The sequence below is a fragment of the Corynebacterium sp. LK2537 genome, from assembly GCF_040946485.1.
In the GTDB taxonomy this organism is placed as follows: domain Bacteria; phylum Actinomycetota; class Actinomycetes; order Mycobacteriales; family Mycobacteriaceae; genus Corynebacterium.
This window is the reverse complement of the sequence record NZ_JAYWLQ010000003.1, coordinates 117,297-135,990: the sequence shown is the minus strand read 5'-3', so window position 1 is coordinate 135,990 and position 18,694 is coordinate 117,297. Positions and strand designations below refer to the sequence as shown.

The 18,694-nt window shown below is 66.5% G+C and carries 20 protein-coding genes; 7 read left to right on the top strand and 13 right to left on the bottom strand.

Going from position 1 to position 18,694, the window contains the following annotated elements; all coding sequences use genetic code 11:
* Positions 1 to 4: 4 nt before the first annotated feature.
* From VVS03_RS05510 to VVS03_RS05495, 4 genes are read left to right on the top strand one after another with little or no spacing between them, the layout of a single operon-like run.
* Positions 5 to 943, top strand: a complete 939-nt coding sequence (locus VVS03_RS05510; protein ID WP_368519915.1) for an ABC transporter ATP-binding protein — start codon at positions 5 to 7, stop codon at positions 941 to 943.
* The gene (locus VVS03_RS05505; RefSeq protein ID WP_368519914.1) at positions 933 to 1,694 is read left to right on the top strand and encodes an ABC transporter permease; all 762 of its coding nucleotides are present in this window, start codon (positions 933 to 935) and stop codon (positions 1,692 to 1,694) included. Before VVS03_RS05510 ends, VVS03_RS05505 begins: the two co-directional genes overlap by 11 nt.
* A 27-nt stretch (positions 1,695 to 1,721) precedes the next feature.
* Positions 1,722 to 2,249, top strand: a complete 528-nt coding sequence (locus tag VVS03_RS05500) for an MFS transporter (RefSeq protein WP_368521275.1) — start codon at positions 1,722 to 1,724, stop codon at positions 2,247 to 2,249.
* Between the two features lie 6 nt (positions 2,250 to 2,255).
* On the top strand, positions 2,256 to 2,891 hold the full coding sequence (locus VVS03_RS05495; protein ID WP_368521274.1) for a hypothetical protein: 636 nt from the start codon (positions 2,256 to 2,258) through the stop codon (positions 2,889 to 2,891).
* A 2-nt stretch (positions 2,892 to 2,893) separates the two neighbouring features.
* On the opposite strand, the gene VVS03_RS05490 is transcribed toward VVS03_RS05495, so the two are convergent.
* From VVS03_RS05490 to VVS03_RS05470, 5 genes are all read right to left on the bottom strand, one after another.
* On the bottom strand, positions 2,894 to 3,331 hold the full coding sequence (locus VVS03_RS05490; RefSeq protein WP_368521273.1) for a hypothetical protein: 438 nt from the start codon (positions 3,329 to 3,331) through the stop codon (positions 2,894 to 2,896).
* Between the two features lie 78 nt (positions 3,332 to 3,409).
* On the bottom strand, positions 3,410 to 4,882 hold the full coding sequence (locus VVS03_RS05485) for a phospholipase D-like domain-containing protein (protein ID WP_368519911.1): 1,473 nt from the start codon (positions 4,880 to 4,882) through the stop codon (positions 3,410 to 3,412).
* Positions 4,882 to 5,691 carry an exodeoxyribonuclease III gene (locus tag VVS03_RS05480; RefSeq protein WP_368521272.1) on the bottom strand — a complete coding sequence of 270 codons (810 nt, stop codon included), beginning with the start codon at positions 5,689 to 5,691 and terminating at the stop codon, positions 4,882 to 4,884. The genes VVS03_RS05485 and VVS03_RS05480 overlap by 1 nt, the downstream gene beginning before the upstream one ends.
* A gap of 3 nt (positions 5,692 to 5,694) precedes the next feature.
* Positions 5,695 to 6,441, bottom strand: coding sequence for a GNAT family N-acetyltransferase (locus VVS03_RS05475; RefSeq protein WP_368521271.1), 747 nt, complete (start codon positions 6,439 to 6,441; stop codon positions 5,695 to 5,697).
* Positions 6,442 to 6,444: 3 nt separating this feature from the next.
* A complete protein-coding gene (locus VVS03_RS05470) occupies positions 6,445 to 7,068 on the bottom strand; it encodes a peptide deformylase (RefSeq protein WP_368521270.1) in 624 nt (207 codons plus the stop codon).
* Between VVS03_RS05470 and VVS03_RS05465 the strand changes: the two genes are divergently transcribed.
* From VVS03_RS05465 to VVS03_RS05455, 3 genes are all read left to right on the top strand, one after another.
* Complete coding sequence (locus VVS03_RS05465; protein ID WP_290223377.1) at positions 7,067 to 7,372, top strand: DUF3263 domain-containing protein; 306 nt, start codon at positions 7,067 to 7,069, stop codon at positions 7,370 to 7,372. The genes VVS03_RS05470 and VVS03_RS05465 overlap by 2 nt on opposite strands.
* 10 nt (positions 7,373 to 7,382) lie before the next feature.
* Positions 7,383 to 8,021 (top strand): LytR C-terminal domain-containing protein, encoded by a 639-nt coding sequence (locus VVS03_RS05460; RefSeq protein WP_368521269.1) that lies wholly within the window; start codon positions 7,383 to 7,385, stop codon positions 8,019 to 8,021.
* Positions 8,022 to 8,092: 71 nt separating this feature from the next.
* Positions 8,093 to 9,232 (top strand): glutamate--cysteine ligase, encoded by a 1,140-nt coding sequence (locus tag VVS03_RS05455; protein ID WP_368519905.1) that lies wholly within the window; start codon positions 8,093 to 8,095, stop codon positions 9,230 to 9,232.
* Here VVS03_RS05455 and VVS03_RS05450 read toward each other — a convergent pair.
* The 8 genes from VVS03_RS05450 to VVS03_RS05415 form a co-directional block, all read right to left on the bottom strand.
* On the bottom strand, positions 9,229 to 10,491 hold the full coding sequence (locus VVS03_RS05450) for a glycosyltransferase 87 family protein (RefSeq protein WP_368519904.1): 1,263 nt from the start codon (positions 10,489 to 10,491) through the stop codon (positions 9,229 to 9,231). The two genes, VVS03_RS05455 and VVS03_RS05450, sit on opposite strands and share 4 nt — an antisense overlap.
* A gap of 13 nt (positions 10,492 to 10,504) precedes the next feature.
* A complete protein-coding gene (locus VVS03_RS05445; protein WP_290223367.1) occupies positions 10,505 to 10,885 on the bottom strand; it encodes a monovalent cation/H(+) antiporter subunit G in 381 nt (126 codons plus the stop codon).
* Positions 10,882 to 11,157 (bottom strand): monovalent cation/H+ antiporter complex subunit F, encoded by a 276-nt coding sequence (locus VVS03_RS05440; RefSeq protein ID WP_070768689.1) that lies wholly within the window; start codon positions 11,155 to 11,157, stop codon positions 10,882 to 10,884. The genes VVS03_RS05445 and VVS03_RS05440 overlap by 4 nt, the downstream gene beginning before the upstream one ends.
* Positions 11,158 to 11,697: a Na+/H+ antiporter subunit E gene (locus tag VVS03_RS05435; RefSeq protein WP_368519903.1), complete on the bottom strand. Its 540-nt coding sequence runs from the start codon at positions 11,695 to 11,697 to the stop codon at positions 11,158 to 11,160. It abuts the gene before it with no gap.
* Positions 11,698 to 13,458 (bottom strand): Na+/H+ antiporter subunit D, encoded by a 1,761-nt coding sequence (locus tag VVS03_RS05430; protein ID WP_368519902.1) that lies wholly within the window; start codon positions 13,456 to 13,458, stop codon positions 11,698 to 11,700.
* The gene (locus tag VVS03_RS05425) at positions 13,451 to 13,951 is read right to left on the bottom strand and encodes a Na(+)/H(+) antiporter subunit C (protein ID WP_368519901.1); all 501 of its coding nucleotides are present in this window, start codon (positions 13,949 to 13,951) and stop codon (positions 13,451 to 13,453) included. The genes VVS03_RS05430 and VVS03_RS05425 overlap by 8 nt, the downstream gene beginning before the upstream one ends.
* A complete protein-coding gene (locus VVS03_RS05420) occupies positions 13,952 to 16,966 on the bottom strand; it encodes a Na+/H+ antiporter subunit A (protein ID WP_368534190.1) in 3,015 nt (1,004 codons plus the stop codon).
* 339 nt (positions 16,967 to 17,305) lie between these two features.
* The gene (locus VVS03_RS05415) at positions 17,306 to 18,667 is read right to left on the bottom strand and encodes a dipeptidase (protein WP_368534191.1); all 1,362 of its coding nucleotides are present in this window, start codon (positions 18,665 to 18,667) and stop codon (positions 17,306 to 17,308) included.
* Positions 18,668 to 18,694 lie beyond the last annotated feature (27 nt).

The following is an 18,694-nucleotide window of genomic DNA, read 5'->3' as shown; positions in this document are numbered from 1 at the left end:
GGGCATGATTGAAGTGAACGGGCTGACTAAGCAGTATAAGTCGGTCCGCGCCGTCGATAACTTAAGTTTTACGGTCAACCCCGGAATGGTGACCGGCTTCTTGGGACCCAACGGTGCGGGCAAATCCACCACCATGCGCATGATCCTGGGCTTGGATAAGCCGACGGCGGGCACGGCTCGCATCGGCGGCAAAAGCTACCGGGAGATGAAGAACCCGCTGCGGGAGGTTGGCGCGCTGCTGGACGCGAAGGCCGTGCACCCGAACCGCTCGGCGGCCAACCACCTGAAGTGGATGGCGCAGTCCAACGGCATCCCCACCCGTCGTGTGGACGAGGTGCTGGGCCTGGTGGGCCTGTCCGACGTGGCTGGCAAGAAGGCCGGCGGCTTCTCGCTGGGCATGGGGCAGCGCCTGGGCCTGGCCAGCGCCCTGCTGGGCAACCCGGGCGTGCTGATCCTGGACGAGCCGGTCAACGGCCTGGACCCGGAGGGCATCCGCTGGGTGCGCGACCTGCTCCAGGCCCTGGCCCGGGAAGGCCGCACCATCCTGGTCTCCTCGCACCTGTTGTCGGAGATGTCCATGACCGCCGACCGCCTGGTGGTCATCGGCCGCGGCCAGCTGGTGGCTAACCAGTCCACCTACGACTTCATCAAGGAGCACGCCGCCTCGCAGGTCATCGTCCGCTCCGAGTACCTGGACGCGTTCACCAACGCGCTGGAGGAGGAGAACATCACCTACCAGTACAGCCAGGACCAGGAGGGCCGGCCCACGCTGGTTATCCCAGAGCAGGCCACGGACCTTATCGGGCAGCTGGCGTACTCGGTGGGCGTGCCGCTGAACGAGCTCACGCTGCACCGCGCCTCGCTGGAGGACGCTTTCATGGAAATGACCGGCCACGCGGTCCAATACCACGGCCAGATTGAGGGGGCTGACGATGCTCGTTAATACTTTGCGCGCAGAGTGGACCAAGCTGATTACCACGCGGTCGTTCTGGCTCACCAGCGCCGTGTTCTTCCTGCTGACCTGGGGCTGGAGCGCCCTGAACGCATCTGTTGCCCGGCAGACGCCGGAGACCGCCATGTTCCTGACTCCGGAGTCCTCGGCCACCGCCGTCTGGATGCTGGGCCTGCCGGTGCTGATGATCCAGTCCATCATGATCATCACCACCGAATACCGCTACAACATCCAGACGAACGTCTACATGGCCAACCCGAACCGCCCGATGGTGGCGGTGGTCAAGCTGGTCATGTACGCGGTAATTTCCGCTCTTTTGGTATTCATCGCGCTGGTGGGCGTCTACCTGCTCACCCAGGCCATTGCCGGCGAGGTCGCCCCGGATTATGACCCGTGGAACAGTGAGAGCGCCCGGCGCTTCCTTTGGGTCTACCCGCTGGTGATGGCGGCGATGGTGCTGTTTTCCCAGGGCATGGGCCTGTTGCTGCGGCAGACCGCCGGCACCGTGGCCATCTGCTTGATCCTGAACCTGGGCATCGACCAGCTCATCGGGCGACTGCCGAAGATTGGTGAGCACATCGCCCCGTTCATGCCGTTTACGGCCTTGCAGAACTGGATCTTTGAGACCGTGCCGGAAAAGGCGATGTGGGACGCCAACTGGATGAACCTGGTTATCTTCCTGCTGTGGGCCGGTGGCCTGTGGCTGCTGGGCGTTTTGCTGCTGCAAAAGCGCGACGCCTAAAGCCCGCACGGTTTAGTCTAGGAAACCGTGCCCTATTCACTTCTTCTGTCCCTGGCGCTGCTGTCGGCCACGGCCGCCTTCGCCACGGACGTGTACCTGCCGGTCATGCCCGCCATCGCGGCGGAGTTCGGGGTGGCGGATGCGTGGGTCCAGCTCACGCTGACCGCGTTCTTCGTCGGCCTGGCGGCGGGCCAGCTGTTTATCGGCCCGCTTTCCGATGCCCTCGGGCGCAAGACCCTGCTCCTGCTCGGCGCGGTGGGGGCGGTGGCCGCATCGGTGCTAGCGGCGCTGGCCCCCAACATAGGGGTGCTGATCGCGGCCCGCTTCCTGCACGGCCTGGGCGGCGGGGCCTGCGTGGTGCTCTCCCGCGCGGTGGTGCCGGACCTTTTGGTCGGCAAGGCCGCGGCCCGGGCTTTTTCTTTGCTCATGGCCATCCAGGCCATCGCGCCGGCGCTCGCCCCCATCATCGGCGGCCTGCTGGCCGAGCCCATCGGCTGGCGCGGCATCTACTGGGTGCTGGTGGGCCTGCACGTGGTGCAGCTGCTCCTGGCGTGACTGGTCGTGCCGGAAACCGGCGGCCGGAACCGGCAGGGCCGCCTGCTGGGCCAGGTGCTGGGCAATTACGCCACGGTGCTGTCCCACCCGGCGATCCTGGGCTACCTGGGCTCGATGTCCTTCGGCTTTAGCGCGATGTTCTGCTATATCTCCGCCTCGCCCTTTGTCATCCAGGACGTGCTGGGCTTTAGCCCGGCCGGCTACTCGTTGGTTTTCGCGGTGAATTCGCTGGGCCTGCTGGCCGCGAACCTGGTGAATATGCGGCTGGTGGATAGCCACGGACCGAAGGTGATGCTGCGCGCCGGGGTGATTTTAAGCGTGTGCGCGAACGCGGTGCTCCTGGCCACCATCGCCTTCGGGGCCGGCGGCGGGGTGGTGCTGGTCGCGTTGTTTTTCTGCGTCGCGCCCACCGGGTTCATCATGGGCAATTCCGCGGCCCTGGCCACGGGCCTGCGCCGGGATAAGGCCGGTTCGGTCTCGGCCGTGATGGGCGGGGTCCAGTCGCTGCTGGGCGGGTTGGTCAGCCCGCTGATGGGGCTGGGCAGTGATCGTCTGCTGACGATGTCACTGGGCATGTGCGTCTGCGCGGGCGTGGCGGTGGCCGCCGCCTTTGCCGCCACGCGTTGGCATGTGGGTGAGTAGTTTTACTTCTTGCCCTTGCCCAGGGCGATAAGGGCCAGGCCGATGGACAGGATCCAGCTGTCCTTGGCGATGGCGGTGCCGTCCTCGGACGGGCTGATGCCGTCGTCCTGGGTCATGTTGTCGTTGTTGAAGTACAGGGTCAGCAGGCCGGAGGAGAAGCCGGTCAGGGCCAGGCCCGCCAGGCGGTTCGGGATGAACGGGGCCAGCAGGGCGCCGCCGACGCCAATCTCCGAGTAGGAGATGAACTTGCCGAAGTCGTCCGGATCCATGTCACCCAGGGCCGGGATGCCGGTGGCGGCGAAGTCACGCAGGCCGGCGGCGTTTTCCCCGCGCAGGCCCAGCTTGCCAATGCCGGAGTTGAGGATGAAAGCGCCCGGGAGAGCGCGCAGGGCGACGGAGGCGAGACGGTGGCCGAGGGTCGGCTTGGAAGACTTGGACATGATGCTCCTTAAAAAGCGATCGGTGATTGAACTTTCTGCTCCCCACTCTAGCAATGTTGATGTGTCACGCACGGGCGGCTACTGCAGCGCCGAGGTCAGCCGCATGACGTTGTCCACGTAGCGGCGGAAGAAGCCGCGGGTGTTCCATTCCTCGAGGGTCAGCTCGTGGGAGACGCCGCGGTAGTTGGCGGCTAGCTGGTTGAGCTGGTCGATGAGGTCGCCGCGGGCTACCAGCATGGTGGACTCGTAGTTCAGGCCGAAAGACCGCATGTCCATGTTGGATGAGCCGAACATGGCCAGCGGGTAGGTGGAGGTATTGGCCGGCTCGTCCGGATCGGCGAGGGTGAACTTGGAGTGCAGGACGTAGGGCTCGAGGAACTGGTAGATGTGGACGCCGGCTTCTAGCAGGGTCTGGTAGTAGGAGGACTGGGCGTGGTTGACCATGAACTGGTCGGCCTTGGCGGAGACGTAGAGCTCCACCCGTACACCGCGGTAGCAGGCGGTGGTGACGGCCTCCATGAGGGACTCGTCCGGGACGAAATAGGGCGAGACCATCACCAGGCGTTCCTTGGCGTGGTGCACCACGGAGTTGAACATGCGCAGGTTCGGCTCCGTGGTATAGCCCGGGCCGGAGGGGATGAGCTGCAAGAAGTTGGCGTCGGCGTCCCAGGCGTCGTCGTAGGGCAGTTCTTTGAGCCCCAGGGTCTCGTTGGATTCCAGGTACCAGTCCACGGCGAAGACGGCGGCCAGGGAGGTGACCACCGGGCCGGTGAGCTCGACCATGTAGTCAATCCAGGCGCGGTCGTCGGTCTTGTACTGGCGCTTGATCATGTTCAGCGAGCCGAGGAAGCCGGTGTGGCCGTCGATGACCACGATCTTGCGGTGGTTGCGCAGATCGGGGCGGCGGAAGCGGAATTTGTGCAGCTGGATGGGCAGCATGAGGCGCCAGTCGACGTCGATGGCGCTGAGCTTCTTACCGAAGCTGAAGTAACCGGGGTACTTGATGCTGCCGATCTGGTCGAGCAGTAGCTTGACCTCCACCCCGCGCTTCCGGGCGCGGGCCAGGGACTGGTAGAAGACGTCGGTGGCCTCGTCCCAGGACTGGATGTAGATTTCGACGTAGACGTATTCCTCGGCGGCATCGATAGCGCGGGCAATCGCCCGGATGCACTCGTCGTAGTCCGCGTGCAGGCCCTGGTTGTGGCCGACCACGCAGGGGAAACCGGTCAGCTCCCGGTTGAGGTGGATGAGGGACTCGACCTCCGAGGGCAGGCGGTCCTCCGGGTGATCCGGGGTGGCGGCGGTGATGTCGTCGATCATCTCGTTCGCCTCCTGCTGGATGCGGTGGCGGCGCCGGTTGATATACGGCGAGCCCATCAACAGGAACAGCGGCAGGCCCACGAAGGGCAGCAACAGGATGGCCAGCAGCCAGGCATTGGAGCTGGACGGGCGGCGGCCCTCCGGGACGATGCCGATGGCGACGGCCTTGATGGCGTAGTCCAGCACCATGAAGAAGGCCTGCCAGAAGGTCAGATCAATACTGAGGCTCATTAGCGCACCGCGTCGAAGTCCGGAAGGTCGTAGTCGGCCATCAGCAGCACGTGGTCGGAGGTGCCCTTCTCCGCGCGCTCGGCCATGTCGACCGCGGCGGACTGGACCCGCTCGGCCAGCGGCTGCGAGGCCAGCTGGAAGTCGATGCGCATGCCCTCGCCCTTCTGGAAGCGCATGCCCTTGTAGTCGAAGTAGGTCCAGCGCTCCTCGCGGGTGAACTGGCGGGTGACCTCCTGCGTGCCGGCCTCCAGCAGCATTTGGAAGGCGGCGCGCTCCGGTTCGGTCACGTGGGTCTTGCCGCGGAAAACGGACAGGTCCCAGACGTCCTCGTCGCGCGGGGCGACGTTGAAGTCCCCGGTCAGCAGCAGCTTGCGGTGGGAGCGCTGCTCCACGTAGCGCGCCAGCGCGTAGTAGAACTGCAGCTTGTAGTCGTAGTGGCGATCGGTGATCTCGCGGCCGTTGGGGAAATACAGGCTCCAGATCTCCACGCCGCGGATGACCACTCCCAGCGCGCGGGCTTCCAGGGCCTGCTCCTTGTCCGGGTCTTTGGCGAAGCCGGGCTGGCCGGGGAAGCCCTCGTAGGTCTCCTCCGGGGCCTGCTTGCTGATAATGGCCACGCCGTTCCATTGGTTCAGGCCGTGCCGGGCCACGTGGTAGCCGGCGTCCTCGAAAACCTGGGTCGGGAACTTGTCATCGGCCACCTTGGTCTCTTGCAGGCACAACACGTCGATGTCGTGGGCGTCCAGCAGGGCCAGCGCGCGCTCGGCCCGCGTGCGGACGGAGTTGATGTTCCAGGTGGCTATGCGCATGATTTACAGGGTAGCGAACCGCCGCCGATGGTGCTCATCCAGGCCGCACTCGGACGCAATCGCGCGGGCGGCGGCGTCCGGGACCTCCAGGACCACCACCGCACGGGTCGCGCCCTGGGCCCGTCCCCAGCGCAGCTTCTCGCGCAGCTCGGCCGCGCTGGCCGGGGCGGTGGGCACGACCACCCACACCGTGTCGTCGCCGGCCGTGCCCAGGGCGGCGGGCGCGGTGTCGGTGCTTTCGGCGCTGGTCTCGTCGGGCAGTTCCCCGACGTAGCAGACCTGCTCCGGGCCCACGGGGCGGGAGTGTGGCAGGCCGTTTTTGCCGATGCGCTCCGGCAGCAGCAGGCGCGGGCCGGCGTTATCGAGGATCTCGGTGGCCGGCAGGGGCGTGAACCCGGCCGAGGGACCCAGCGGCACCGAGCCGGAGGCGCGCATTAGCCACTGCCCGTCCGCCGACCACTGCTCGTGCGGGTCCGGGTAGGCGTCGGCGATAGCCTCCTCGACGTGGCGGATATCCGAGTTGCGGATGGTGCGCGGGGAGAGCTTCTTGATGATCTTCAGCTCCTCCGGCGCGATTTCCACCGCCTCCTTGTCGGAGGGGTAGCCGCCCACCTGCTGCGGGCGGATGACCAGCGGGTCGAGGCTTTGCACGTGCCCGATGACGTCGCTTTTGACCCCGCCGGCGTATTCGCGCCGGGCCACGACCCGGTCGCCTACCTCCACCGCGTCGGAGCGAAACGCGAAGCCCACGGCCTAGTCCTCACCGTCCGTGTGTCCGAAGGGATCCTCGTCCACGCCCGGGGTCCAGGTCAGCCCGGCGACGTTCCAGCCCTCGCGCTTGATGGCCTTCTTGGCGGCGCGCTTGTAGCGGCCGATGAGGGTGTCGGTGTAGACGTAGCCGTCCAGGTGGCCGACCTCGTGCTGCAGGCAGCGGGCGAAGAAACCGTAGCCCTCGACAGTGATGTCGTTGCCGTTTTCGTCCTGGCCGGTCACCCGCGCCCAGTCGGCGCGCCCGGTGGGGAAGGACTCGCCCGGCACGGACAGGCAGCCCTCGTCGTCGGAGCCGTCGTCCGCCGGCATGGTCACGGGAATCTCGGAGGTCTCCAGCACCGGGTTGATGACGCAGCCGCGGCGCATCCCGCCGTCTTCCTTCTCCGTGCCGTCCGGGCCGTCGGTGTCCGGGCAGTGGTAGACGAACAGGCGCTTGTTGATGCCGATCTGGTTGGCGGCCAGCCCGACGCCGTGGGCGGCGTCCATGGTCTCGTGCATATCGCTAATCAGCTGCTGGAACTCCGGGCTGGAGATGTCTTCCGTGACTTGTTCGGTGGGGTGATGCAGCACGGGGTCGCCGTGGATCACGATGGGGCGAATACTCATGTTCTACAGTTTAAGCATGTCCGCGCAATCTGACCTACCCGACCTGTCTGGCCTATCCGAGCAGGACGTGGCCATTCTGGACTTCGAGGCGCACGCCCCGCGCGCCGTCGGGCGCAAGGAAGAGGCCATCCGCGCCCAGCTGGACCTGACGCCGGTGCGCTACCACCAACGCCTCAACGCGCTGTTGGACCTGCCGGCGGCGCAGGAATACGCGCCGGTGCTGGTGGGCCGGCTGCGGCGGGTGCGCAGCCAACGCGAAGAAATCCGGCGCGCCGCGCAACAAAATGAAACTCCTGGGGTTTAAAGTAAGTTCTGTGACTAATGTGAATCAGGAGAAGAACGACGCCACCTCGACCAGTCTGCCCCTGCGCGGTTTCGCGATGGTGCTCATCGCCGTCGCCGTCGTGCTGGGCCTGTGGGCCCTCTACGCCCTGACCCAGGGCGGCGGGGACGAAGAATCCACCCCGGCCGCCGCCACCTCCTCCGCCCCCGCCGGCGGCGCGGAGGGCCCGACCACCTCCGCGGCCGCGCCCAGCCAGGAGAAGGACGCCGACGCCGAGCACAGCACCGAGGCCCCGGCGCCCGCCGAGGACAGCAACCGGGAGGAAGCCGCCCCGGCGGCGGGCCAGCCGGAGCAGGCCGCCCCCGCCCCGGCCGAGCAGCCGGCCCCGAAGAAGGTCAGCGTGCTGAACAACTCCATGACCCAGGGCCTGGCCGATCGCGTCTCCCGCGACCTAGAGGGCAAGGGCTACGAGCTGGGCGAGGTCGGCAACTTCCCGGAGGAAGTCCTGCCGGAGACCACCGTCTTCTTCCCCAAGGGCGACGCGGCCGCGGAGGCCGAGGCCCGCAAGATCGCCTCGGAGCTGGGCGGCATCGCCCGCGAAAACATTGACAGCCTGCCGGACAAGGCCACGGAAGGCCGCGGCCTGACCGTGGTGCTCACCGACGCCTAGCCACGGATAAATAAAGAATTAAAAGGCGCGGCAGCTAACGGATTCTAACGCTGAATAGATACGATTGACGCGTGAAGATCCCGGAAGAAAAATTCGCGCGCTCCGCCGAACCCACCCTGGGGGTGGAGTGGGAGATCGCGCTGGTGGATCCAGAAAAGCGGGATTTCGTCCCGCGCGGCGCCGAGCTCATTGACCGGGTCCGCGCCGCGCACCCGGACGTCCGCCTGGAAAAGGAATTCCTGCAAAACACCGTCGAGCTGGTCACGGGCATTACCCACACCGTGCCGGAGGCCATGGCGGATCTGGGCGGCACCCTGGACAAGGTCCGCGCCGTGGCGGACGAGATGGGGGTCAAGCTGTGGTCCTCGGGCGGGCACCCGTTTTCCGACTTCCGCGAAAACCCGGTCTCGGAAAAGCAGGCCTACAGCGAAATCATCAACCGCGCCCAGTACTGGGGCCAGCAGATGCTGCTGTGGGGCACCCACGTCCACGTCGGGATCAGCCACGAGGACAAGGTCTGGCCGATTATCAACGCGCTGATGACCAAGTACCCGCACCTGTTGGCCATCTCCGCTTCCTCCCCGGGCTGGGAGGGGATTGACACCGGCTACGCCTCCAACCGGACCATGCTCTACCAGCAGCTGCCCACCGCCGGCATGCCGTATCAGTTCACCAGCTGGTCCCAGTGGCAGGACTACATGCGGGATCAGGCGATCTCCGGGGTCATCAACCACACCGGCTCCATGCACTTCGACATCCGGCCGGCCTCCAAGTGGGGCACGGTCGAGGTGCGCGTCTCCGACGCCACGAGCAACCTGCGCGAACTTTCCGCCATCGTCGCGCTCACCCACTGTCTGGTGGTCCACTACGACCGCATGCTGGAGGCCGGGGAGGCGCTGCCCACCCTGCAGCCGTGGCACGTGGCCGAGAACAAGTGGCGCGGGGCGCGCTACGGCATGGACGCGCTGGTCATCACCTCGCGGGAGACGGACGAGCGCTGGGTCAAGGACGAGCTGGCCGATCTCATGGAGGAGCTGGCCGACCTAAGCCGCGAGCTGGGCTGTGAGGAGGAGCTGCTGCTTATCCGCGAGATCATCGACGGCGGCGCCGGCTACGAGCGCCAGCGCGCCATCTTCGAATCCACCGGCAGCTGGGTCGGCGCGGTCGACCTGGCCTGCCAGGAGATGGAGAACAAGCGCCCGGTGCGCTAGGCCGCGCGGTGCCGGCCCGTGACCACGGGCAGGTCCTGGGTGTCCGGGCCCTCGTCGACCGGGGTGCGCGGGATGAGCCGGTAGATGACATAGACCAGCATGAAGACGATGGGCGAGCAGGAAAACACCAGCGCCGGCCAGGTGGCCTCGAGCCCGTCCAGAGTGCGGTAGGCAAACCAGGGGAAGCTGCGCTGCCCCACGAATGGCGCGAGGATCAGGCAGAGGCCGGCGACGGAGACCAGCCCGACTACCTGCTCGCGCAGGACGGTGCCGCGCCACTTGCGGCCCAGGGTCTGGTTGATCCAGGCGAAAAAGCCGATGCCCAGCGGCACCACCCAGACGAAGTGGTGGTACCAGCTAAACGGGGAGACCAGGCAGGAGCTCAAGCCCGTAAAGGCCAGCGCCAGCGTGTTGTTCCCGCTGCGGCTGGCCAGGAAGACCGCGGCGCAGGTCAGCGCGAAAACGGCCACGATAACGCCCAGCCAGACCGGCCCGCCGGCCACGCCGAAGGCGCGCTCGAGCACCGAGCGCAGCGCCTGCGCGCCCGGGTTGGTATGCGCGCCCACGCGCGAGGACTCGAACATCGACTCCGTCCAAAAGCGCATGCCGTCGCCCACGACCGCCAGGCCCACCACCACGGTGGTCAGGAAGGTCAGCACGCAGATCACCGCGTGCCACCAGCGCCGCTGAATGACAAAAATCAGGCCCATATACGCCGGGGTGAGCTTCAGCCCGGCGGCCAGGCCCGTGCCGATGCCGGCCAGGCGGAACTTCCGCGGCAGGAAATCGAGCGCGACCAAAAACATCAAAAAGACGTTGATCTGGCCGTAGTAGGCCGTGCCGTGAATGGGCTCCAGGTTGACCGTGGTCAGGGTGAATACCAAGAAGACGAGGATCCCGAGCACCCCCAGCCGTAGGCCGCGCTCCCGCAGGGCCAGGGCGACGACGGCAAAAAGCGCCAGGAAGGTCGCGCCGTGCCACAGCGCCATGGTCGCGTTGTCGCTTAAGGGATCGAGGCCGGCGAAAACGACGCCGGCGAACGGGGGATAGGTGAAGGGGAGGTCGAAAATCAGGGGGCCGTCGTAGAGCGGCTGGCCCTGGGCGACCTCCGCGCCGCCTTTGAGGTAGATCGCCAAATCCAGGGGCATCCGCCACACGAAGGCGGACTGCTCTCGCACTGGGGCGATCTGGTGCCATGCCCACCAGGTCAGGGCCAAAAAGACCAGCCCGACGGTGGGCAGACCGTAGATTTTCTTCACGGTGGCGTGCCTGCTACTTCCGGCGCATGGATTTGCCTGCCGGTCGGTCGTTGCGCGTCATATCGTCTTCCTTTCCGTACAGACCCTCACGCCGGGCAATACGGGACATGCGCTGCGCGGTAACGGGACTGGTCATCATTGCAAAGAGTACCAGCAGGAAGAGCATGCCGAGGTCTCCTCGCTCCGCGACCCCGAAGGTCTCGGAGCCGGTCACCCTAATGAGGGCACCCAGCATGGTCAGGATGAGCCCCACGGTCTGGGGCTTGGTCACGAAGTGGACGCGGGACATGGTGTCCTTGTAGCGGACCACGCCCACGGCGGCGGAGAAGACCAGCAGCGCGCCGCAGACGATGAGGATGAGCGAGACAATATCGGCGATGAGCGAATAAGTCACTGGTTATCCCTCTTCCTAAAGCGCGTGACCGAGACCGTGGAAATGAAGCCCAGCAGGGCCACGACCAGCATGGAGTTGACCACGGTGGTATTCAGCGTCCAGCAGATATAAACCGCCATGGCGCACTGGAACATGGCGACAAACCCGTCCATGCCGATCAGCCGGTCCATGGAGTTCGGGCCGACGATGATCCGCCAGGTGGTCATCAGGAATGCGGCCATGAACAGCACGGCGGCGCCCGCCAAGACGATGTTGTAGATTGTCGGGTCCATCTAGCGCACCTTCCTTTCAAAGATATCGATCATGTGCGCCTCCAGCTTGCGGATGTCGGCGATCTCGCGGGCGATGTCGTCCTCCGAGTCCGCGTCCAGCACGTGGGCGGTCAGCATGCGGTTGGCGATGTCGATATCCGTAATCGTGCCACCTGGCTGCAGGTTGTAGAGCATCACCGCAAAGGATAGAACGAATTCGCTCTCCACGCGCATGGGGACGTTCAAGATGGCGCTGCGCGGCTTCGGCTGGGGGCGCACGCCCAACCAACCGACCTTCAGCGAGGCCTGGAATAGCTCCCCGGTCCAGGTGAAGGCGTATTTGATGAGCCGGCCCCAGGACACCGACAGGCCGTTGATGGGCATCGCCGGCAGCGGGAAAATCACCATGATGATGAGCCCGACGCCAATGCCGGCCACGATATTGGCAAAGGAGACCTCGCCCATGAGCAACACCCACATGATGGTGATGGCCAGCAGGAAGCCCGGGCGGAAGCGGTAGCTGAGCCGGCGGGAAAAGGTGGGTTTAATGGGATGAGTCATTTACTCTTCCTCCTCCGACTCGTCGATGTCGTTCGGGCTGGTGGCAATGCCCGGCTCCGGCTCGGGCAGCGGGTGCGTGCGCGACTCCAGGGAGTCCTGGCCGCCGTGGTAGCGCTCGCGCTGGTCTAGGTGCCGGGTCGGGTTGTCCGCGTTGTCGCCCAGCACCGTGTACTGGTAAATCGAGGTATCCTGCGCCGACTCGGCCGCCCGCGAGGTGATCCCGGAGATCGGGCCGGCCAGGAAGGTGATCGCCGTGGAGGCGGCCACCAGCAGCGCGGTGGAGCCGACCATGCCCAGCGGCAGCTTGCCGACGTCCTCGCGGTCGGAGTAGGCGACCTCATCCGTGATATCGCCCAGCGGGGACGGACGGGCCATGGCCACGTTGCCCTCCGGGGCATCGGCGCGGTCGCGCAGGAAGCCCTTGGACCAGACCAGCATCATCACGTACAGGGTCAGCAGGGAGGTGATCACGGCGCCGGCGATGAGCACCCAGGACAGCCAGGAGCCCTCGTTCGCGCCGGCCTGCAGCAGCAGGATCTTGCCCATGAAGCCGGAGAAAGGCGGGATGCCGCCCAGGTTGACCGCCGGGATGAAATACAAGATCGCAATCAGCGGGGCGGAGTAGATCAGCGAGCCCAGGCGGCGCAGCGACGACGTGCCCGCCTGGCGCTCGATGAGGCCGACCACCAGGAACAGGGAGGTCTGCACCAGAATGTGGTGGACCGCGTAGAAGATCGCGCCGGACAGGCCCTGGGCCGTGCCGAGGGCCACGCCGAAGATCATGTAGCCGATGTGGCTGACCAGGGTAAAGGACAGCAAACGCTTGATATCGCTTTGGGCGATAGCGCCCAAAATGCCCAGCACCATGGTGGCCAGGGCGACCCACATCAGCAGCGTGTCCAGGCGGCCGTCGGTAAAGACCGTGGTGCGCATGCGGATAATCGCGTAGACGCCGACCTTGGTCAGAAGGCCCGCGAAGACCGCGGTCACCAGCGACGGGGCGGTGGGGTAGGAGTCCGGCAGCCAGGCGTCCAGCGGGACGATGGCGGCCTTGATCGCGAAGGCGATGAGCAGCACGCCGTAGATGGCGGTCTGCGTGCCGGCCGGGATGTCTTCCATGCGCATGCCGATCTGGGCCAGGTTGACCGTGCCCACGGAGGCATAAACCATGCCGATGCCGAAGAGGAAGATCATCGACGAGGCCATGGAGACCATCACGTAGCCCACGCCGGCGCGCACGCGGCCGGGCGAGGCGCCCAGGGTGAGCAGCACGTAGGAGGCCACCAGGAAGATCTCGAAGCCGACGTAGAGGTTGAACAGGTCGCCGGCCAGGAAGGAGACGTTCACGCCCATGGTCAGCAACATATAGGTCGGCAGGAAGACCGCCACCGGCTCGTCCTTGGAGCCGTCGCGCACGCCCTGGGAGATGGCGTACCACATCACGCTAAAGAGCACGATGGAGGAGGTAAACAGCATCACCGAGGCCAGTCGGTCCGCGGCCAGCGTGATGCCGACGGGCGCGTCCCAGCCGCCGATCTGGACGGTCTGGATGCCCTCCGCGTCGGCGACGATGATGAGCACCGCGTTCACCGCGGCCGTCACCAGCAGCGAGAAGAACGCGATCTGGCGCTGCACGCCCGGCTTCTTGGCGAACATCATCGCGGCCGCGGCGGCCAAGGCCGGGATCAGGATGGGCAGCGGAATGATGTAGCCCATGTTCGGCAGGGCCCAGTCAACGATGGACTGGAAAGTCTCACTCATCCTTGGCCCCCTTCACGGGCTCCTCGAAGAACTTCGGACCGAACTGGTCGCCGTGCTTGGTGGCCCGGCCGGTGGTCGGGTCGTCGGAGGCGTCGTGGTCCGGTGCGGCCTTCGCGTTGCCCGGGCGGGCCGCGATCTTGGCGATTGCGGCATCTTCCGCGTCGTCCTCAATGACGTCGGCGGTGCGGTAGCGGTACTGGCGGTAGGCCAGGGTGAGGATGAAAGCCGTCATGGCCATGGAAATCACGATGGCGGTCAGGATCATCGCCTGCGCCAGCGGGTCGGCGATCTTCTCGCCGTATTGGGCCGATTCCCGGCCCATCACCGGCGGGGAGCCGGCCGAACCACCGGCCTGCAGGATGAGCAGGTTGGCGCCGTTGCCGATGAGCAGCAGGCCCAGCATCATCTTGGTCATGGCGCGGTCGAGCAAGAGGTAGACGCCGGCGGAGATCAGCACGCCTGTGGCGAGCAGCAAGAACAGGTTCGCTTCCATTTATTTCTCCTTTCCGGTGGATCGGTTGGTGATGTCGTTGGCGGTGGACTGGTGGTGGGCCGCCGCCTTGGCCGGTTGGCTGCGGGCCGCCGCGGCCTTCTTGTTTTTCGCGTTTTCGCGCTGGCGCTGGCGGCGGGCCAGCGAGCGGGCCCGGTCGCGGGCGCGCTGCTTACGGACCTCTTCCTCCTCGTCGAGCTTGCCGCCCAGGGAGAAGAGGATGAACAGGATAAGCCCGATGACGATCAGGTAGACGCCCACGTCGAAGACCAGTGCCGAGGGGAAGGACACGCTGCCGATGAGCGGGATGTCCAGCGAGCCGTAGGCCGAGGCCAGCGGCGGGCGGCCGAAGAACATCGGCACGATGGCCGCGGCTAGGGAGGCGAACAGGCCCGTGGCCATGAGTCGGCCCGGATCGACTGGGAGGGCCTCCTCCAGTTCCTCGCGGCCGCCGGCCAGGTAGCGCAGTGTGAGCGCCAGCGCGGCCACCAGGCCGCCGGCAAACCCGCCGCCCGGGGCGTTGTGCCCGGCGAAGAAGAAGTAGAAGCTCAGCGCCATCATCAGCGGGAAGAGGATGCGGGTGGAGACATCGATCATGAGCGAGCGGTTCAGTGCCTGCTCCGTCTCGACCTCCGCGGCCAGCCAGCGCCGGCCGGTCACCCGCAGCGTCGGGCGGCGGGAGTCGCGCTCGAAGGACTGGGTGCGGAAAATCAGGGAGGCCACGCCGATGGCGGCGATGACCAGCACGGTGATTTCGCCCATGGTGTCCCAGGCGCGCATGTCGACCAGGAGGACGTTGACGGCGTTCGCGCCGTGGCCGATCTCCTTGGCCAGCTCCGGCATGGGCTCGGAGATGGGATCCGCGGTGCGGGAGTTGATGGCGAACATGCCCACGATGGTCACGGTCAGGCCCACGCCCACCGACAGCCAGGCCCGCAGCCGGTTGAGCTGGGGTCCCTGGCGCCACTCGACGTTGGCCGGCATCTTGCGCAGCACCAGCATGAACAGCACCACAATGAGGGTCTCGACCAGCAGCTGGGTCAGGCCCAGGTCCGGCGCGCCCTGCAGGGCGAAGACGGCGGAGAGCCCGTAGCCGGACACACCGACGATCAGCACGGCCGACAGGCGGTTGTGCGTGACGGTCGCCGCGATGGCCGCGACGATCATGATGATGGCGGCGATGGCCTGCCAGGGGCTTTCCGCCACGATCATGCGCACGTCGTTGAGCCCGCCGGAGACGATCGCGGCCGCCGGCAGCAGCATGAGGCAGGCGAAGATGATGGTCAGGTTCATCTGCAGCGAGCCGCGGTGGGTAAAGGCGGTGGTGCGCAGCGACAGGTTGCGGATGCCGTCAATGGTGGCATCGTAAGCCACGTCGGCCGAGCCCAGGGCCGGGTGCTCCAGCTGGGCCTTGGCGACCACGCCGCGCTGCCAGTGCATGGCAACACCGCAGACGATAATCAGCGCGGAGATGGCCAGTGGCACGTTGAAGCCGTGCCACAGCGCCAGGTAGGTCGCCTCCGGGTCCGCGCCGTAGACGTTGTCCAGGTGCTGGTTGATGAGATCCGACAGCGGGCGCGGGAAGATACCGAAGGCCACCGTGCAGGCGGTCAGCGCGGCCGGCGGGAACCAGAGCATCGGCCCGATGGCGTGCATGTTCTCCACCGCCTCGGAGGTGCCGCCGCCGGTCGGGTGGCTGGCCGGCTTGGTGGCGAAGGCTCCCCACAGAAAACGCAGCGCGTAGGCCATGGTCAGGATGGAGCCTAAGACCACGCCGACCAGCAGCATGTTGCGCGGCATGCCGACCAGCAGCTGCTCGTGCATGACGGACTCGATGACCGCCTCCTTGGTCACGAACCCCAAAAGCGGCGGGATGCCGGCCATGGACAGCGCGGAGACAATCGCCAGGCCGTAGACCACCGGGTGGCGGCGGCCCAGGCCGGACAGCTCGTTGATGTCGCGCGTGCCGGCAGTGTGGTCGATGGCGCCGACCACCATGAACAGCGGGGCCTTAAACAGCGAGTGGGCGAAGGTCAGCGCCAGGCCAGCCAGCATGGCCTCCCGGGAGCCGATGGCCACCACGGCGGTGATAAAGCCCAGCTGGGAGACCGTGCCGTAGGCCAGGATGAGCTTGAGGTCTTTCTGCTTGAGCGCCATCCAGCCGCCCAGCAGCATGGTGATAACGCCCAGCGGGATGATGACCAGGTGCCAGGTGTCTACCACCTGCAGGTCCGGGGCTAGGCGGGCGACCAGGTAGATGCCGGCCTTGACCATGGCCGCGGAGTGCAGGTAGGCCGACACCGGCGTCGGCGCGGCCATAGCCCCCGGCAGCCAGAAGTGCGCCGGGGCGATGGCGGACTTGGTCAGCGCGCCGAAGAGCATCAGCACGATGGCGGCGGTGATGTACGGGGTCAGCTCGATCTGCTCGAACCCGGAGATCTCCGAGAAGTGCCAGATGCCGGTCTGCCGGCCGAAGAGGATGATGCCGACCAGCATGGCCAGCCCGCCCAGCACGGTGACCATGAGTGCCTGCTGGGCGGCGCGGCGGGAGGAAGCGCGCTCGCCGTAGTAGGAGACCAGCAGGAACGACAGCAGGGAGGTGATCTCCCAGAAGACGTACATCAGCAGCATGGAGTCGGAGGCCACCAGGCCGAACATGGCGGTGGCGAAGGCGACCATCTGCGCGCCGAACATCGAGAGGCGGCGCGGCGTTTGGTCGAAATAACCCCAGCAGTAGACCAGGACCAGCGCCCCCACGCCCAGCACGATCAGGCTGAACAGCCCGGCTAGGGAGTCCAAGCGTAAGTCGAAGGCTAGGTGCGCGGCGGGCATCCATTCGACGGTGACGTCGACGGAACCGCCGTTTCTAAACGTCCCGTTAGCAAAGAGGCTGAGCACCCACACGAAGCCGGCGCCGGGGACTAGGGCGAGCAAACCGAACGCGGGTCTACCCAGATAGTGAATGAGGATAGGCGCACTGATCGAGGCGATTAGCAGTGCGCAAAGCAGAATCAGCACGGTGAGACGAGTGCTCCCTACGTGTAAGTCGCGGATAGGACAGGGTGCCGCGAGTAAAGGGTCCATGTCGACGCACAACGGTGCTGCCCCAGCGGCAGTCTGCACTCATTCGCCGCGCTTGAGGATGGCGGCGGAACCGATCTGATTTTCACTGAGAAACACAAGCGACACCACCAGGCGGGAGCGTCCAGCGTTGAGGCGGCGTCATGAATGGCGCGGCCAACGTTTCCCCACTTTACCGTTAAAGTGCTGGATTTTAAACCTAAATTTTTCCACTCAGTATTATATGGGGTCAGTTGGCGGTATTATATGGGGTCAGTTGGCGGTGCCAGCGGGGGTTTACTTGCCGTAGCGCAGCAGGAACAGCGCCTCGGCGGTGGCGATGCGCTCAATCTCCGTCGGGTCCACGGACTCGTTAGCGGAGTGGATGGCCGCCTGCGGATCCTCGACGCCGTACAGCGCGATCTCCGCGTTCGGGTGGGCCTCCTGCAGCTCCACGGTCAGCGGGATGGAACCGCCCATGCCGACCTGCGCGACTTCCGCGCCGTAGGCGGCCCCCAGGCACTCGCCCAGGGTGGCCAGGGCTGGCTTGGTCGGATCGGTGGTAAACCCGCGGTTGACCTCCGGGACCTCGCAGCTGATATGCGCGCCCCACGGGGTGTGGGCCTTAAGGTGGCTGACGATGCCGTCGATGACCTCGCGCGGGTCCATATCGGCCGGCACGCGCACGTTCAGGTTGGCCTGCGCGGTCGCCGGCACGGCGTTGACGGCCTCGGCGACCGGGGTGGAGGTAAAGCCGGTCACGCTCACGGCCGGGCGGGCCCAGAGGAAGTCGGCCACGGCGTCGGTCTCGTCACCCAGGATGTCCACGCCGTCCAGCAGCTGCGCGTCCGCGCGGTAGTCCTCGCGGGAGTACTCCCGGCCCTCCCACTTGGCGCGGGTGTCGACGCCGTCGATGACCAGGCGGCCCTGCTCGTCGCTGAGCGAGTCGATGGCGCGCATCAGGGCCTTGACCGCGTCTGGGGCGGCGCCGCCGAACTGGCCGGAGTGCACCGGGGAGGACAGCGTGTCCACGCGGACCACGATCTGGCCGCCGCCGCGCAGGGAAGTCGTCAGCGTCGGCTGGCCGACCTTCACGTTGCCGGCGTCGGCGATCATGATCGCGTCGGCGGCAAAAAGCTCCGGGCGGGTCTCGATGAGGTGGGACAGGCCCTCGCCGCCCTGCTCCTCGGAGCCCTCGATGAGGAACTTCAGGTTCAGGTCGGTCCCGCCCAGGGCCTCGACGGCGCGCAGGGCCGCCAGGTGCATGGCGACGTTGCCCTTGCAGTCCGCGGCGCCGCGGCCGTACCAGCGGCCGTCGCGCTCGGTCAGGGTGAAGGGATCGGAGTCCCAGGCGGCGGGGTCGCCGGCCGGCACGACGTCGGAGTGGGAGTAGAGCAGCACCGTCGGCGCGCCCTCCTTGCCGGCGCGGGTGCCCACCACGGCGGTGGAGCCGTCTACCGCGGAGATTTCTTCCACCTCGGCGCCCAGCTCGCGCAGGGCGTTGGCGGCCCAGGCGGCGGCCTTTTCGGTCTGGTCCTTAAGCTCCGGATCGCCGTGGACGGAGTTGAAGCCGACCAGCTCGGAAAGCTGCTTAAAAATCTGCTCGCGGTCGCCGGTGACGAATTCGAGTGCTTGCTGTGCGGAAATATTTTCGGTCATGCCCTCTAAACTACCCGTCCCGCCTAC

What these genes read in the sequence shown, in the direction of transcription:
- VVS03_RS05505 (WP_368519914.1), top strand. Translation starts at nt 933, where the DNA reads ATGCTCGTTAATACTTTGCGCGCAGAGTGGACCAAGCTGATTACCACG.
- VVS03_RS05430 (WP_368519902.1), bottom strand. Translation starts at nt 13,458, where the DNA reads ATGAGTGAGACTTTCCAGTCCATCGTTGACTGGGCCCTGCCGAACATG.
- VVS03_RS05485 (WP_368519911.1), bottom strand. Translation starts at nt 4,882, where the DNA reads ATGAGCCTCAGTATTGATCTGACCTTCTGGCAGGCCTTCTTCATGGTG.
- VVS03_RS05465 (WP_290223377.1), top strand. Translation starts at nt 7,067, where the DNA reads ATGTTCTACAGTTTAAGCATGTCCGCGCAATCTGACCTACCCGACCTG.
- VVS03_RS05435 (WP_368519903.1), bottom strand. Translation starts at nt 11,697, where the DNA reads ATGACTCATCCCATTAAACCCACCTTTTCCCGCCGGCTCAGCTACCGC.
- VVS03_RS05480 (WP_368521272.1), bottom strand. Translation starts at nt 5,691, where the DNA reads ATGCGCATAGCCACCTGGAACATCAACTCCGTCCGCACGCGGGCCGAG.
- VVS03_RS05490 (WP_368521273.1), bottom strand. Translation starts at nt 3,331, where the DNA reads ATGTCCAAGTCTTCCAAGCCGACCCTCGGCCACCGTCTCGCCTCCGTC.
- VVS03_RS05440 (WP_070768689.1), bottom strand. Translation starts at nt 11,157, where the DNA reads ATGGACCCGACAATCTACAACATCGTCTTGGCGGGCGCCGCCGTGCTG.
- VVS03_RS05415 (WP_368534191.1), bottom strand. Translation starts at nt 18,667, where the DNA reads ATGACCGAAAATATTTCCGCACAGCAAGCACTCGAATTCGTCACCGGC.
- VVS03_RS05425 (WP_368519901.1), bottom strand. Translation starts at nt 13,951, where the DNA reads ATGGAAGCGAACCTGTTCTTGCTGCTCGCCACAGGCGTGCTGATCTCC.
- VVS03_RS05510 (WP_368519915.1), top strand. Translation starts at nt 5, where the DNA reads ATGATTGAAGTGAACGGGCTGACTAAGCAGTATAAGTCGGTCCGCGCC.
- VVS03_RS05470 (WP_368521270.1), bottom strand. Translation starts at nt 7,068, where the DNA reads ATGAGTATTCGCCCCATCGTGATCCACGGCGACCCCGTGCTGCATCAC.